This is a genomic window from Streptomyces sp. NPDC027189, assembly GCF_055566975.1.
On sequence record NZ_JBVHRI010000002.1, the window covers coordinates 224,918 to 238,987 of the forward strand.

The 14,070-nt window shown below is 71.9% G+C and carries 11 protein-coding genes and 2 pseudogenes; 7 read left to right on the forward strand and 6 right to left on the reverse strand.

Features of this window, described 5'->3' with window-relative positions; all coding sequences use genetic code 11:
* Positions 1-133 precede the first annotated feature (133 nt).
* The 3 genes and pseudogenes from ACZ4RZ_RS05600 to ACZ4RZ_RS05610 all read left to right on the forward strand — a co-directional run.
* Entirely contained in the window at positions 134-2,200 is a 2,067-nt protein-coding gene (locus tag ACZ4RZ_RS05600) for an ATP-binding protein (RefSeq protein WP_467742323.1), read from the forward strand.
* A 244-nt stretch (positions 2,201-2,444) separates the two neighbouring features.
* Entirely contained in the window at positions 2,445-3,278 is an 834-nt protein-coding gene (locus ACZ4RZ_RS05605) for an alpha/beta hydrolase (RefSeq protein ID WP_467742325.1), read from the forward strand.
* A 60-nt stretch (positions 3,279-3,338) separates the two neighbouring features.
* Positions 3,339-3,497 (forward strand): annotated as a pseudogene (locus ACZ4RZ_RS05610) (alpha/beta fold hydrolase); the annotation flags it as partial.
* A 315-nt stretch (positions 3,498-3,812) separates the two neighbouring features.
* Here ACZ4RZ_RS05610 and ACZ4RZ_RS05615 read toward each other — a convergent pair.
* From ACZ4RZ_RS05615 to ACZ4RZ_RS05630, 4 genes are all read right to left on the reverse strand, one after another.
* Complete coding sequence (locus ACZ4RZ_RS05615) at positions 3,813-5,276, reverse strand: MFS transporter (RefSeq protein ID WP_467742327.1); 1,464 nt, start codon at positions 5,274-5,276, stop codon at positions 3,813-3,815.
* Complete coding sequence (locus ACZ4RZ_RS05620) at positions 5,266-5,481, reverse strand: hypothetical protein (protein WP_467742329.1); 216 nt, start codon at positions 5,479-5,481, stop codon at positions 5,266-5,268. Before ACZ4RZ_RS05620 ends, ACZ4RZ_RS05615 begins: the two co-directional genes overlap by 11 nt.
* A 129-nt stretch (positions 5,482-5,610) precedes the next feature.
* Entirely contained in the window at positions 5,611-6,306 is a 696-nt protein-coding gene (locus ACZ4RZ_RS05625; RefSeq protein WP_467742331.1) for an LmeA family phospholipid-binding protein, read from the reverse strand.
* On the reverse strand, positions 6,303-8,552 hold the full coding sequence (locus tag ACZ4RZ_RS05630; protein ID WP_467742333.1) for an MMPL family transporter: 2,250 nt from the start codon (positions 8,550-8,552) through the stop codon (positions 6,303-6,305). Before ACZ4RZ_RS05630 ends, ACZ4RZ_RS05625 begins: the two co-directional genes overlap by 4 nt.
* Before the next feature lie 155 nt (positions 8,553-8,707).
* Here ACZ4RZ_RS05630 and ACZ4RZ_RS05635 point away from each other — a divergent pair, with 155 nt between their 5' ends.
* Positions 8,708-9,394: a response regulator transcription factor gene (locus tag ACZ4RZ_RS05635; RefSeq protein WP_467742335.1), complete on the forward strand. Its 687-nt coding sequence runs from the start codon at positions 8,708-8,710 to the stop codon at positions 9,392-9,394.
* A 104-nt stretch (positions 9,395-9,498) separates the two neighbouring features.
* Positions 9,499-10,830, forward strand: coding sequence for a sensor histidine kinase (locus tag ACZ4RZ_RS05640; RefSeq protein ID WP_467742337.1), 1,332 nt, complete (start codon positions 9,499-9,501; stop codon positions 10,828-10,830).
* A 73-nt stretch (positions 10,831-10,903) separates the two neighbouring features.
* Here the strand turns inward: ACZ4RZ_RS05640 and ACZ4RZ_RS05645 are convergent, their stop codons facing one another.
* Positions 10,904-11,674, reverse strand: a complete 771-nt coding sequence (locus tag ACZ4RZ_RS05645; protein WP_467742339.1) for a class I SAM-dependent methyltransferase — start codon at positions 11,672-11,674, stop codon at positions 10,904-10,906.
* Between the two features lie 54 nt (positions 11,675-11,728).
* Between ACZ4RZ_RS05645 and ACZ4RZ_RS05650 the strand changes: the two genes are divergently transcribed.
* Both ACZ4RZ_RS05650 and ACZ4RZ_RS05655 read left to right on the forward strand, forming a co-directional pair.
* Positions 11,729-13,330, forward strand: coding sequence for an alpha-amylase family glycosyl hydrolase (locus tag ACZ4RZ_RS05650; RefSeq protein ID WP_467742341.1), 1,602 nt, complete (start codon positions 11,729-11,731; stop codon positions 13,328-13,330).
* A gap of 49 nt (positions 13,331-13,379) precedes the next feature.
* A complete protein-coding gene (locus tag ACZ4RZ_RS05655) occupies positions 13,380-13,697 on the forward strand; it encodes a PadR family transcriptional regulator (RefSeq protein ID WP_467742343.1) in 318 nt (105 codons plus the stop codon).
* A gap of 25 nt (positions 13,698-13,722) precedes the next feature.
* On the opposite strand, the pseudogene ACZ4RZ_RS05660 reads toward ACZ4RZ_RS05655, so the two are convergent.
* Positions 13,723-13,836: pseudogene (locus ACZ4RZ_RS05660) on the reverse strand (transposase); the annotation flags it as partial.
* Positions 13,837-14,070 lie beyond the last annotated feature (234 nt).

Genomic DNA, 14,070 nt, shown 5'->3' on the forward strand with positions numbered 1-14,070 from the left:
TGGGGGGAGGAGCTACTACTAGGGCCTTTCGGCAACACCGCGAGCGTGCGTGCAAGACGCCTCGCGCCCGACCGGGGTTCAGACACAGCCCCTGGGTTATGGTGACCGCCATCGCGACCGGTGAGGGGGAACGATGGCTGCCTCAGTGCGCAACGGCCGGGCAGGCAATCTGCCCGCCGAGGCCAATGCCTTCATCGGACGCCAGGGTGAACTCACCGACATATCACGCCTGTTGGGCACCACCCGACTCGTCACGCTCACCGGCCCCGGAGGTGTGGGCAAGTCACGGCTGGCGCTGCGGGCGGCGCATACGGCGCGGGAGGCGTTCACCGGCGGGGTGTGGCTCGTCGAGCTGTCGGAGCTGCGGAACCCGGATCTGCTCACCAACGCCGTGGCCCAGGCGACCCGGCTGACCGAGCAGACACTGCTGCCGCTCCTGGAGGCGCTCTGCGAGCATCTGGCCGGGGCGCCAATGCTGCTCCTCCTCGACACCTGTGAGCACGTGCTCGACGAGTGCGCGCACCTGGTGCTGGAACTCCTCGCCCGGGTACCGGAGTTGCGTGTGCTGACCACCAGCCGGCAGCCGCTGGGTGTGCCGGGCGAACAACTCCTGACGGTGGCACCGCTGCCGCTCGGGGAACGCGACGACGCGGTGGCCCTGTTCGCGGCGCGCGCGAAGGCGGCCGTGCCGTCGTTCGCGCTGACCGACGCCAACCGGGCGAGCGTGGCGGCCGTCTGCGCCCGTCTCGACGGGATTCCGCTGGCCCTGGAGCTGGCCGCGGTGCGGCTGCGCGGCTTGCCCCTCGACCGGCTCCTCGAGGGCCTCGACTCCCGGTTCGACCTGCTCGTCTCGCCCGCCCGGCCGCGCCTGGCCCGCCATCAGACACTGCGTACGGCGATCGGCTGGAGCCATGAACTGTGCACCCCGCTGGAACGGCTGCTGTGGGCGCGCCTGTCGGTGTTCGCGGGCGGCTGGGACGTGGAGGCGGCCGAATTCGTCTGCCACGGCGGCCCGTTGGACGCCGAGGACATTCTCGGGTTGCTCGCCTCCCTCACCGAGAAGTCGATCGTGACCCGCGAGGACGACGGCGCGGCCGTGCGCTACCGGATGCTCGACACGGTTCGCTCGTTCGGCGCCGAGTGGCTCGACGGTCTCGGGGAGGCGGCGGCCGTACGCCGCCGGCATCGGGACTACTTCCGCTGGACCGCCCGGCAGGGCGAGGCCGAGTGGCTCGGCCCCGCCCAGCGGATGTGGGCCGAGCGGCTCAGCGCGGAGCACGCCAATCTGCGGCTCGCGATGGAGCAGTGCCTGGCGGCGCCGGAGCCGGAGACGGCACTCGAACTCGCCGGCACACTCTGGTACTTCTGGTTCGCCTGCGGATTCGCCGAAGAGGGGCGCGGCTATCTGGAGCGGGCACTGCGCCGGGCCCACGAGCTGGGCCCCGAGCACACGCTCGCCATCTGGACGCACCGCCTGGTCACCGTCGTACCCGACGACCTGGACGCCGCGGAGTCGGTCAGCGCCGCGTATGTGTGGCTCGCCGAAGAACGCCGACTGCCGGTGCCCGCCCTGCCGTTGACCGGCGCGAGCCTGGCCGTGCGCGGAGAGTCGGCACGTTCGGCGGTGCTGTACGGGAGTGCCCCGCAGTGGCCCGGGGGTGGCGGAGGCGCGGAGTTCTTCCAGTTGCTGACCCTCGCCGTACAGGCGTATCTGCTGGCCAGCCAGGGCGCCTTCGAGCGGTGCGCGGTGGTGGCGGAACGGCTGCGCGCGGACTGCGCGAAGCGGGGCGAGCTGTGGATGCGGGCCTGGGGCGACTTCTTCGTCTCGCTCTCCGGCATCGGTCTGGGCCGCCCGGACGAGGCGCTGCGTACGGGGCGCGAGGCGCTGGCCGCCAAGTGGCGCGTGCACGACCGGCTCGGCGCCGCGGCGGTCACCGACCTGCTGGTGGCCACGCAGGCCTGCCGGGGCGAGCCGGAGCTCGCCGCGCAGCTCCTCGGCGTCAGCAGACGTCTTTGGTACGCGGCGGGGCTCCCCTGGCTCGGCAGCTCCGAGACGACCGTCTTCCGCAGGGAGTACGTACGCCGGCTGCGCGCGGCCCTCGGCCACACCCGATTCGCCGAAGCGGTGCGCGAGGGCCACGAGTTGGGGCCGGACGCGGCGGTGACGCTGGCGCTGGGCGGGCTGCCGCAACAGCCTTGAGGGCGGCGAGGTGCGGCATGGGCCCCAGGAGCCGTGAGGCTGCCTCACCACGGACCGTGAGCGCCCGCCGGTACCGGATCTTCCCGAAGCCGGGCATCGGCTCGGGCTCCGCGGTGCGGGACACGCTGGACTCTTTGGGGAGCATGGGGACGGTGGGGACCCTGACGCGAGCACATCCTCGTCCGGTGCGGCAATAAACTCGTCTGACGGATCCCGGGGCGCCGTTCGCGTCTAGCGTCGAGACATGACAACCAACGACGCACAGCAGATCGAGCGAGCCAACGCCACCGGCCGCGCGCCGGTCGTCTTCGTTCACGGGCTGTGGCTGCTGCCGAGCAGCTGGGACCGGTGGGCCGCGCACTTCGAGCAGGCCGGTTTCGCACCGGTCACTCTGTCCTGGCCCGACGACCCCGACACGGTCGAAGAGGCCAAGGCCCACCCCGAGGTGTTCGCCGGCAAAACGGTCGGGCAGGTCGCCGACCACCTGGAGGGGCTCATCGGCGGCCTCGACAAGAAGCCCGCCGTGGTCGGCCACTCCTTCGGCGGGCTGCTCACCCAGATACTGGCCGGCCGTGGGCGGTCCGCTGTCTCGGTGGCGATCGACCCGGCGCCGTTCCGGGGTGTGCTGCCCCTGCCGATCTCGTCCCTGCGCTCCTCCGCGCCCGTCCTGGGCAACCCGGCCAACCGGCACCGGGCCGTCCCGCTCACCTACGACCAGTTCCGGTACGGCTTCGCCAACGCGGTCAGCGAGGAGGAGGCCAAGGAGCTGTACGACACCTTCGCGGTGCCCGCACCGGGCGCGCCGCTCTTCCAGGCGGCCACCGCCAACCTCAACCCGTGGACCGAGGCCAAGGTCGACACCGAGAACCCGGACCGCGGCCCGCTGCTGATCATCTCGGGCGAGAAGGACCACACCGTGCCGTGGGCCATCGCCAACGCCTCGTACAAGAAGCAGCAGCGCAACCCCGGCGTCACCGAGATCACCGAGATCAAGGACCGCGGCCACGCGCTGACCATCGACCGCGGCTGGCAGGAAGTCGCCGACACGGCGCTGGAGTTCGTCCGCCGCTTCGTCTGAGCGCCACCAGCCGTACGGCTCCCGCGCCCGCTCCGCACCCACGGGCTAAAGGGAACGCCCATGAGCAGGTTCACGGCCTCCGACGGCACCGACATCTTCTACAGGGACTGGGGCAGTGGGCAGCCCGTCGTCTTCAGCCACGGCTGGCCACTCGACGCGGACGCGTGGGACGGCCCGGCGAGGCTGGTCGCCGAGAACGGCTTCCGGTCCGTCGCGCACGGTGACGACGACCAGATCGCGCCGATCGCCGCCGGCCTCAAGACGGCCCAGCTCGTCAAGGACGCCACGCTCAAGGTGTACCCGGGTGCTCCGCACGGCCTGGTGGGCGAGTTCGAGAAGGCCTTCGACGCCGGTCTCCTCGACTTCATCCGCGGCTGAGCGGACGGGCCGATCGGACAGGGGGAGGCGAGGTGTTCACCGTCGGCCTTCCCGGTCGACGGCTTCGGTGATGGCGGTGTCCCAACACCCCGTCAGCGCCTCCGCCTGCGCGAACGAGAGAGATCTGCCCCCGCGCTGTGCGGGGGCAGACCCGACTCAGCTCTCCTCCGCCGACCCGGAGGCGACGGCCGAGGCGCGCCCGGACCACAGCGAGGAAGTCAGCGATACGCCCGCACCGACCAGCAGCACCGCCACCACGACCCACGACGCATGGCCGACCGCGTCGGTGAAGGCGACCCGTGGATCATGGACTCGGCGGACGAGATCGTCGAAACGCGAGGTCATCAGGGTGCCGAGGACGCTGGTGCCGAGCACGGCGCCGATCTGGCGGGCGGCGTTCACCGTGCCGCCCGCCTCGCCCTCGCGACCACGCGGCACATGACCGACGGCGAGCGCGGTGGAGGGCGCGTTGGCGAGACCGCAGCCGAGGCCGAAGACCACGAGAGCGGCAGCGTATCCGCCGAACGTGGTGCCGGGATCGACGCGCGCGAAGAGCGTGGCTCCGACGGCCGCGAGCAGCAGACCCGCGGTGATCAGGGTGCGCGGCCCCAGACGCCGTACGAGCACTCCCGCGAGCACCGAGGCGGCGATGAACGTGCCGAATTCCGCCAGGAGTTGAGCGCCCACCTCCAATGCCGTCAGCCCTCGCACCCGCTGCAGCCAGAGCACCTCCAGGAGGGAGAGGCCGACGAAGCCGAACAGGACGGCCGCCGCGAGCAGCAGCGAGGCGCCGTAGGACGGGTCGCGCATCAGACGTAGGTCGACCATGGGGGCCGTACGGCGCAGTTCGACCACGACGAAGGCGGTGAGGAGGACGACCGCTGCGGCTGCGGCCGCGAGGGCCCGTCCGGAGCCGTAGCCGTGATGGCCGCCGTCGATCAGCCAGAAGACCATCAGGGCGAGTCCGCCGATGGCGGTCGACTGGCCTGCCCAGTCGAGGCGTTGGGCAGGGTTGCGCGATTCCTCCACATGGCGCAGGGCGACCGCCGCACCGAGCGCGGCGACGACCAGGTTGAGCCAGAACGCGGTGTGCCAGGTCCACCAGCGCAGGGCCAGGCCGGCGGTGACGGGGCCGATGGCGAGGCCGAGTCCGGAGGTGGCCGCCCAGGCCGCGATCGCTCCGGCACGGCGCCGGGGGTCGGGGACGGCGTGGGTGATGAGTGCGAGCGAACTGGGCGTGATGAGTGCGCCGCCAAGGCCCGCGACCGCCTGTCCGGCGAGGACGGCGACCAGGTTCCCGGCGAAGACCAGCACCACTCCGCCCGCGGCCATCGCGACGGCCCCGGCGAGGAAGACACGCCGGCGCCCCCACCGGTCGGCGAGCGCGCCCGCCCCCAGCACACAGGAGGCGACGACCAGCGTGTACATGCTGGGCACCCACACCAGGTCGGCCGCGGCGATGTGCAGGTCGTCCTGGACGGCACTGAGGGTGCCAATGGTCTGGGTGGTCTGCAGGAAGACCGTGAACAGGCCCAGACAGGCGGCTATCAGGACCGGCAACGGGCGCTCCCCATGGGCGAGTCGCGGCTCGGTCGCCGTGTCGCGCAGGTCAGACGCCATCGGGCACCCCACCGGACAGCGCGGCCTCGACCTGGCCGACGACGTCGGCGGGGATGGCCTGCGGCCCGTCGACCGTGGCCGCCATGCCGGAGTCGACGCACGCGGCGTGCCCGCCGCGTGCGCTTTCCCATGACCGCCACAAGGGGTCGATACGGGCCACGACTTCATCCGTCGCATGCGTGCCGTCGGGTAGAGGGGCCTTCATGGCGTTTTCTCGCACGGTCGGTCCTGAAGGGAGAGAAGGGGCGGTTAGTTTGAAAACCGGACTCACTATAGCTGTGCAAGTTTGGAAAGCAAATGGACTTGGCTCCAGCGTGCTCCAGCGCCTCCCGGCTCAACCTGAACGCGGCAGCGTGGCGGGCGAGTCCGTCGCGAGGCGGACATGGATGCCGTCGCCCTCGACGCGTGCGGAGGTGGCTTCGAGTCCGAGTGGGTAGTCCCGCTCCTTCGCCCGTCCCTCGACGGCGTCACGCATCCGGTCGGTCATCGCGTCCGGCGCGGTCCTGCCCATGATCTCCACCGCGACGACCGTCGTGCCGACCCGCCCGTCCTTGATCTCCGGCCGCAGGGTCACGCTTGCGAGGCCCGCCCGCCCCATCACCAGCGTCAAGGTGTCCGCCCCCGGGTCGGTCCGTACTCCGGTGACCGGCGTGCTTGCGAAGTCCCCCACCATGCCGGCCACCGCGGCTGGAGGAATCACCACCGTCACACGGGCCGCGGCCATCGTGGCTCGCCGCGGATCGCCCCCGGTGAGGCGTACGTCGTCGAGCCGCGCGTGGACCTGGGCGTCGGGGACCCGGCCGAGGCGCGCGTGGGCGCTGTCCACCTCGACGAACGGCAGCCGCTTGTCCGCGAGTTGGAGGAGTGCGGGGCGGGACGCGAGACCGATGTCGAGGTCGCCGCCCAGCGCTCGCGACGCCGCGGCCCGTACGCGGTCCCGGAGCACCGTGCGGGCGAGCAGCTCTCCGCCGACGGGAACGGCCACGAGTACTCCGGCCGTGGCCAGAGCGATCCAGGTGCGGCGCCTCATGCCGACGTCTCCGGGTCCTCTGCGGCGTGCGGATCCGGACGCCGTCCGGGCTCCCGCGCGGCAGGGGGCGCCTCCGGGTCCGGGTGCGGCAGAAGTCGGTCGAGCGGGCGCGGCAGCCACCAATTGGCCCTGCCGAACAGGTACATGGTGGCGGGGACGAGGAGCAGGCGCACCACCGTCGCGTCGATGACCACGCTCACGCCGAGACCCAGCGCCAGCATCTTGATCACGACGTTGGTCGAGAGCAGGAAGGCGAGGAACACGCTGGTCATGACGATCGCCGCACAGCTGATGACGCGTGCGGTGGCCGCCAGCCCGCCGGCCACGCTCGCGGGGTTGTCGCCGGTCTCCAGCCACGCCTCGCGGATCCGTGAGAGCAGGAAGACCTCGTAGTCCATCGAGAGACCGAAGACGATGGCGAACATCATCATGGGTACGTACGACTCGACCGGCACCGGCTCCGTCACACCGAACAGGGCACCGCCCCAGCCCCACTGGAAGACGGCGACCACGACACCGTAGGCCGCTCCGATCGACAGCAGATTGAGCAGGGCCGCCTTGATCGCGACGAGGAGGCTGCGGAAGACGCAGAGCAGCAGGAGGAACGCGGCGCCGACGACGACCGCGACGACCCACGGGAGCCGGTTCACCATGGCATCGCGGAAGGCGTTCTGGACCGCGGTGGTGCCGGTGACGTAGGCGTCCGCGCCGGTCCCGGCGAGCGCCTCGGGCAGCACCTGGTCGTCCAGACGGTGCGCCAGGTCGGTGGTCGACTCGTCCTCCGGGCCCTGGCGGGGGACGACCGTGGAGGTGAGCAGGTCACCGTCCCGGGTGGGGACGGGATCGGAAACGGAGGCCACGTCGGCGGTACGGGAGAGGGCAGCGCGGACGTCGGTGGCGACCTCGTCCCGGTCCGCCGTGCTTTGGTCAAGCGACACGACCACGGTGAGCGGGCCGTTGGTTCCCGCGCCGAACCCGTGCGCGATCAGGTCGTACGCCCTGCGCTCGGTGTAGTGCGTCGGACTGGCACCCGCGTCGATGTGGCCGAGCCGCATCGACGCGACCGGGACACTGAGTACGCCGAGGATCAGCAGGCCCGCGACGAGGAAGAGCCAGGGCCTGCGGCCCACGGTCGCCGCCCAGCGTCGCCATGTGTCGTCGCCGCCCCCGGGTTCGGCCACCGGCCGGCGTACGTTCCAGCGGTCGATGCGGCGCCCGGCGAGTCCGAGCAGGGCCGGTGTCAGAGTGAGCGAGGCGAGCGCGGCGACCAGCACCGTGATCCCGGCGGCCGCGCCGAGGGTGCCGATGAACGAGACACCCGAGGCGTACAGGCCCGCCAGCGCCATGGTGACCGTGGCCGCGGCGACGAGCACCGCACGGCCGCTGGTGGCGAGCGTGCGCCCTGCCGCTTCCTCGGGCGGGACGCCGGAGGCCAGCAACCCGCGGTGCCGTGTGGTGAGGAAGAGCGCGTAGTCGAGGCCGACACCCAGCCCCATCATTGTGGCCAGAGTGGGTGCGGCCGCGCCGAAGGTGACGGCCGCGGCGACCAGGCCGAGGACGGCCAGTCCTCCGGCCAGTCCGACGACCGCCGTGACCAGCGGCAGCCAGGCGGCCGCGATGCTGCCGAAGCCGATCAGCAGCACGACCACGGCGGTCACCAGGCCGATCGTCTCGGACAGTCCGTGGGTGGCCTCGGGGCGGGCGAGCTGACCGAGCGGACCGCCGTAGTCCACGCTCACGTGATCGTCGCGCAGGTCCGCGACCGCCTTGTCGACCCGGTCCACGTACGACGGGTCGAAGGTGGCCGGGTTCTCGGCGAAGCGGACGGTGGCGTAGCCGATCGTGCCGTCCGCGGAGACGGCACCGGGTGTGGTGAGCGGGTCTGCGACCGTCAACACGTCCGGCAGCCGGGCGAGTTCGTCCAGCGCGGCCTCGACGGACGTCCGGTGGGCGCTGAGCCCGTCGTCCGCCTCGAGGACGATCTGTGCGCCGACGCCCTTCAGGTCGGAGCCGTGTTCCTCCAGCAGGTCCGCCCCTTGTTGCGCGGTGGTTCCCGGCAGGGAGAACTCGTCCTCGTAGACGCCGCCCCAGGCCCTGTCGGCGGCGAAGGCGGCGACGAGCACGAGCAACCAGGTCACGATCACCCACCGGGCGTTCCGGGCGCACCACCGTCCGACGCGGTGCAGGGCGCCGGGCGGCGGAGCGGACGCGACGGGGCACGCGGTGTCAGGTGCGGAAACAGTCATGGCGCGATCCTGTGAGCCGCAGGTGTGCGTCGGATCAGCGGAATGTTCGAGGAATGTCAGGGCGTGCCGTCGCGGTCTCCGCGGCACGCGGTGCCGGGCTAGCATCGAATCGCCGGTACAAGGATTCGCATCCCGGTGAAGCCGAGGAGGGTGGCATGCCGGACAGCAAGGGCCTCGTCCTGGTCGTCGAGGACGAACGGCACATCGCCGACCTCCAGCGGCTGTACCTGACGCGCGAGGGCTTCGGGGTGCACGTGGAAGCGGACGGCCGGGCGGGACTCGCGGCCGCGCGGCGGCTGCGTCCCGTGGCGATCGTCCTGGACATCGCGCTGCCCGGTCTGGACGGCGTCGAGGTGTGCCGCAGGCTGCGCGAGGACGGCGACTGGACGCCGGTCCTGCTGGTCACGGCCCGCGACGACGAGGCGGATCGCATCCTCGGCCTGGAGCTCGGCGCGGACGACTACATCACGAAGCCGTTCTCGCCTCGGGAACTGGTCGCCCGGGTCAAGACCGTGTTGCGACGAGCCTCCGGCCCGCCCTGCGGGACGACCCGGCGCCTGGGCAGGGTCGTGGTGGATCCGGTGCGCCGTACGGCGGAGGCGGACGGGCAGCCCGTGGAACTGACGGCCACCGAGTTCGACCTGCTCGCCCATCTGCTGCGCCATCCCGGCCGGGTCTTCCCGCGGGAGCAGTTGCTCGCCCAGGTGTGGGGGCAGGCCGACTACCGCGGAAGCCGGACCGTGGACGTGCACGTCGCGCAGCTGCGCGCCAAGCTCGGCGACGCCAGCCCGATCCGGACGGTGCGCGGTGTCGGCTACAGCGCGGCGGACCCGGCGCGGTGAAGCCCCGCGCACCACGGTCCGGCGCCCTCGGCCATCGCCTCCGCCAGTTCGGCGCCGGCCACCTGTGGAGTCGGCCGGGCACCGTCACGCGCAGCATCACTGTGGTGACGACGGCGGTCGCCCTGGTCGCCGTACTCCTCACGGGCATCACCAGCTGGTACCTGATCCACACCGGCGCGGAGGCACAGCAGCGCGACCAACTCGGGCGGCAGGCGGAGGTGCTGAGCCGGACCCCCGCCATCTCGCAGCTCCTGCTCGACCGCGAACAGCGGCTCGCGGGGTCGAACGGGGAACGGATCGCGGTCATCACCCCCGACGGCAACACAGTCGGGCCGGCCACCGATGCCGTGGACGCCCGAACGCGGGCGAGCCTGCTGGACGGCAAGTCCGTCTCCACGGACGCGTATCTGGGCGGTGAGCACGTCCTGGTGGAGGGCCGCCCCGCGAACGCGGGCAGCGCCGTCGTCCTGACGCAGCCGTACACGGTCGTACGCGACAGCGTGACCCGCATGCGCCGGGCGCTGCCGCTCCCGTTCGCGGTGGGCCTGGTGGGCGCGGGGCTGGCCGGCCTGCTGCTGGCCCGACGGCTCTCACGCCCTGTCACCGCTGCCGCGACCACGGCGCGACGGCTCGCCGACGGCGAACGCGGGCTGCGCGCGGCACCCGGCGGACCGCGCGAACTCACCGACCTGACCAGGGCGTTGAACATTCTGGACGAGGCGCTGGCGCGCAGTGAGGACAGGCAGCGCGAGTTCCTGCTCTCCGTCTCGCACGAGCTGCGCACTCCGCTCACCGCGACACTCGGTTACGCGGAGGCGCTCGCCGACGGAGTGGTCGGGCCCGAGGAACTGCCCATGGTCGGCGAAACACTGCTGAGCGAGACCAGACGCTTGGAACGGTTCGTGCAGGATCTGCTGGATCTCGCCCAGTTGGAGGCCGACGACTTCCGTGTCGAGACACATCCGGTCGATCTCGACGCACTGGTGGCGAAGGCCGGCACGGTCTGGGCGGACCGCTGCGCACGCCATGGCGTGCGGTTCCGCGCAGAGCGGCCGGGCAGGCCGTTGACCGTCGACACGGACGGCGTCCGGGTCCGTCAGGTGATCGACGGCCTCGCGGAGAACGCGCTGCGCGTGACCCCCGCGGGCGCACCGCTGGTGCTGGCCCTCGCACCGGACGGCGGCGGAGCACGTCTCGAGGTGCGCGACGGCGGCCCCGGCCTGACGCCCGAGGACGCCGAGATCGCCTTCGAACGGGGCACGCTGCACGCCCGCTACCAGGGCATCCGTCCGGTCGGGACCGGCCTTGGGTTGGCCATCGTGCACCGTCTCACCCAGCGGATGGGCGGTTCGGTGACGGCGCAGGGACACGGGCCCGAGGGCGGAGCCTGCTTCACCGTACGGCTGCCACGGGGCCCTCGGCCGACAAGGACCTGACAGGGAGCAGATCCTGCGCACGCTCGCAATGACGTGCAGGACGGCCCACACGATCTCCCACCTGCCGCGGCCCTCACCGCCCCCGGCCGGCCGAGGGAACCCTCGCCACCACCATCCGGCACCGTGGGCTCCCGTCCCGTCGACACCCGAATTCGGGCAGCGCGTGGAGATCGACCTCGAAACCGGCCCACGCCAGCTCCCGCCGCACATCAGCGAGCCGGAACGCCCGGTAGTACATGACGAACGGCGGACGCCAGACGGCATTGCGCACCCGCATCACCGCGTCGAAGCCCAGCAGGGCCCAGTACCAGGGCGAGCTCGGCCGGGGCGGAGCCATGATCGGGAACGCGAAGCGCCCGCCAGGACGCAGCACGGAGCGGACCTGGGTGAACAGGCCCGGCAGCTCGCGGGGCAGGAAATGCCCAAAGGCGCCGAAGCTCACGACCAGGTCGAAGGCGGGACCGAAGGGGAGGGCACGGGCGTCGCCGCGTACCCACGTGACACGGGGCCGGGGCGGCGGTGCCGCAGTGGACGACGGGCCGGCGCCACTCGGGCGCCCGCGCCCCACCGCCAGCATCCCCGCGCTGATGTCGACCCCGGTGACGCTCTCCCGGCACAGCGTGCCCAGGACGTCCATGCCGGCCCCGGTGCCACAGCACAGATCGAGCCCTGCGTCGAACGGCCCCATGGGGCGCAGCGCCCGTCCCACCGCGTCGAGGATCGCGTCCGGTGTCCGGAACGGCGTGTGGTCGAACTTCGGCGCGAGCAGGTCGTAGCCGCGTTCGACAGACGAGAGGGCCTGGACGGCCAGTTCCCGGAGAGTGGGACCTTGCGGGGTGAACATCGCCTTCAGCTTAGGGGCAGCGGGCCCGGTGTGCGCTGATCTATGGTCCCCTGCATGACTTCGTTCCGTCCCGCCCCCGCCTGGCTGGCCGACGCCGTCTTCTACCAGATCTACCCGCAGTCGTTCGCCGACTCGAACGGCGACGGGATCGGCGACTTCAACGGAATCGCCGAGCGCCTCGACCACCTCGCGTGGCTGGGCGTCAACACCGTGTGGCTCAACCCCTGCTTCGTCTCACCGTTCCGCGACGCCGGATACGACGTCTCCGACTATCTCGCCGCCGCGCCCCGCTACGGCTCGAACGACGACCTCGCCAAGCTGGTGGACGAAGCGGGCCGTCGCGGCATCCGCGTACTGCTGGACCTCGTGGCGGGTCACACCTCCGACGAGCACCCGTGGTTCAGGACCGCCGCGAACGATCCGGCCGACGACCGGTACATCTGGGCGCCCGAGGGCCGCCCCGACGGCTTCGTCCCCTCCCCCGGTACCCGCCCGGGCGGGTACCTCCCCAACTTCTTCGCTTTCCAGCCCGCTCTCAACTTCGGTTACGCGCGCGAGAATCCGGCCGAGCCCTGGCGTCGCCCGGTCGACGCCGAGGGCCCGCGCGCCAACCGGGCGGCCCTGCGCGCGATCATGGACCACTGGCTGGGCCTCGGCCTGGCCGGCTTCCGTGTGGACATGGCCGCGTCGCTGGTGAAGGACGACGCGGACAAGACGGAAACCGCCAGGATCTGGGCGGAGTTGCGCCACTGGCTGGACGGCGCCCATCCGGACGCGGTGCTGCTCTCGGAGTGGGGCGAGCCGGAGGTGTCCGTGCCCGCGGGCTTCCACGCGGACTTCTTCCTCCAGTTCGGCGGCCCCACCGACGGCCTCGCCCTGCGCTCTCTGTGGAGCAACGCCGAGGGCACGGTCAACGAGGCCTGGGACCCGCTCGACTGCTTCTTCGACCCCAGCGGCAAGGGCTCGCCCCGCCCCTTCGTCGAGGCCTGGCACCAGGCGTCGACCGCCGTCGGCGGCAGCGGCTTCGTCTCCCTGCCCACCGCCAACCACGACTTCTCCCGCCTCAACTGCGGCCCCCGCACGGCCGATCAGCTCCCCGCCGCCTTCGCCTTCCAGCTCACCTGGCCGACGCTCCCGGCGATCTACTACGGCGACGAGATCGGGATGCGCTATGTCCCGGGCCTGCCCGACAAGGAGGGCAGCGTGCTGGGCCCCCGCTACAACCGCGCGGGCTCCCGCACCCCGATGCAGTGGGACGACAGCCCGAACGCCGGCTTCTCCACCGCCCCGCCCGACCATCTCTACCTCCCGCTCGCCCCGTCCCCGGACCGCCCGACGGTCGCTGCCCAGCGCGCCGACGACACCTCCCTCCTGCATCTCGTTCGCCGCCTCGTCGCCCTCCGCACCGGCACGCCGGAACTGGGCCCGCGCGGCTCGGTGGAGGTGCTGCACACCGGCTATCCGTTCGTGTACGTGCGGGGCGGGCGGTATCTCGTAGTCGTCAATCCGCAGCGGAATACGGTGAGTTACGCGTACGACGGCGCCGGTGACGCACGCCCGGTGGAGGCCACCGGCATCCGCTTCCAGGACGGAACCATCACCGCTCAGGGATTCGCGTACGGCATCTTCGAGCTCGGCCGGCGGACCGAGCGGTGAGCCAACTGTCGTTTTCGACAGATGGTTCGGAGCGTGCCTCACTCGCGGTATGGCATCAATTCGCCTGACTCGCCCCACACTTGAGGTCCTCAAGGTGTTGCTGGCCTCCACGCCCGACAACCCGGCGTGGGGGCTGCGGATCTGTGAGGAGGCCGATCTCCGCTCCGGCACGGTCTATCCGGTTCTCGAACGGCTCGTCCACGCGGGATGGGCGGACCGCAGAGCCGAGACCGGCGAGCATCCCGGTCGCCCGAAGCGCTACTACTACGAGCTCACGGCCGCGGGCAGGCTGGCCACCCACCGGGCGAGCAAACGGAAGCCACGGCTCTTCGGGCTGCGCCCGGCCGGTGACGGGGGTGCGGCATGAGCGTCGACTCGCGGCACGAGGAGTCGGCCTGGGTGGTCAGCAGTCTCGCCCGGTGGCCGTTGCGCCAGGTCCTGCGCTGGTCGGAGTGCTCGCCCGGGGCGGCGCCGATGACCTCGGCGACCTCGGCCTCGATGAGCTCTGCATCAGGTCAGACTGGAACAGGGCCATCGTGCGCTCCTCCGATCGCACTGCCCGTTCACCAGGGAGACTTGCGTGATGGCCTGCCCTTGTTCAGGGAGCAGTCACCGACAGCAGGTGCACGCCCCGGACAGACACCCGCGCGTTCCAAGGGCTCGACCGGGGAGCGTCTGGACCCGGCCCGGACCTGTCGGCGCTGGAAGGCTGCCTCTCGCACCAGCGCCAGGCTGCCGCT

Excerpts from the sequence above, each read along its gene's own strand:
- ACZ4RZ_RS05600 (WP_467742323.1), top strand. The coding sequence starts at position 134 with ATGGCTGCCTCAGTGCGCAACGGCCGGGCAGGCAATCTGCCCGCCGAG.
- ACZ4RZ_RS05605 (WP_467742325.1), top strand. The coding sequence starts at position 2,445 with ATGACAACCAACGACGCACAGCAGATCGAGCGAGCCAACGCCACCGGC.
- ACZ4RZ_RS05615 (WP_467742327.1), bottom strand. The coding sequence starts at position 5,276 with ATGGCGTCTGACCTGCGCGACACGGCGACCGAGCCGCGACTCGCCCAT.
- ACZ4RZ_RS05620 (WP_467742329.1), bottom strand. The coding sequence starts at position 5,481 with ATGAAGGCCCCTCTACCCGACGGCACGCATGCGACGGATGAAGTCGTG.
- ACZ4RZ_RS05625 (WP_467742331.1), bottom strand. The coding sequence starts at position 6,306 with ATGAGGCGCCGCACCTGGATCGCTCTGGCCACGGCCGGAGTACTCGTG.
- ACZ4RZ_RS05630 (WP_467742333.1), bottom strand. The coding sequence starts at position 8,552 with ATGACTGTTTCCGCACCTGACACCGCGTGCCCCGTCGCGTCCGCTCCG.
- ACZ4RZ_RS05635 (WP_467742335.1), top strand. The coding sequence starts at position 8,708 with ATGCCGGACAGCAAGGGCCTCGTCCTGGTCGTCGAGGACGAACGGCAC.
- ACZ4RZ_RS05645 (WP_467742339.1), bottom strand. The coding sequence starts at position 11,674 with ATGTTCACCCCGCAAGGTCCCACTCTCCGGGAACTGGCCGTCCAGGCC.
- ACZ4RZ_RS05650 (WP_467742341.1), top strand. The coding sequence starts at position 11,729 with ATGACTTCGTTCCGTCCCGCCCCCGCCTGGCTGGCCGACGCCGTCTTC.
- ACZ4RZ_RS05655 (WP_467742343.1), top strand. The coding sequence starts at position 13,380 with ATGGCATCAATTCGCCTGACTCGCCCCACACTTGAGGTCCTCAAGGTG.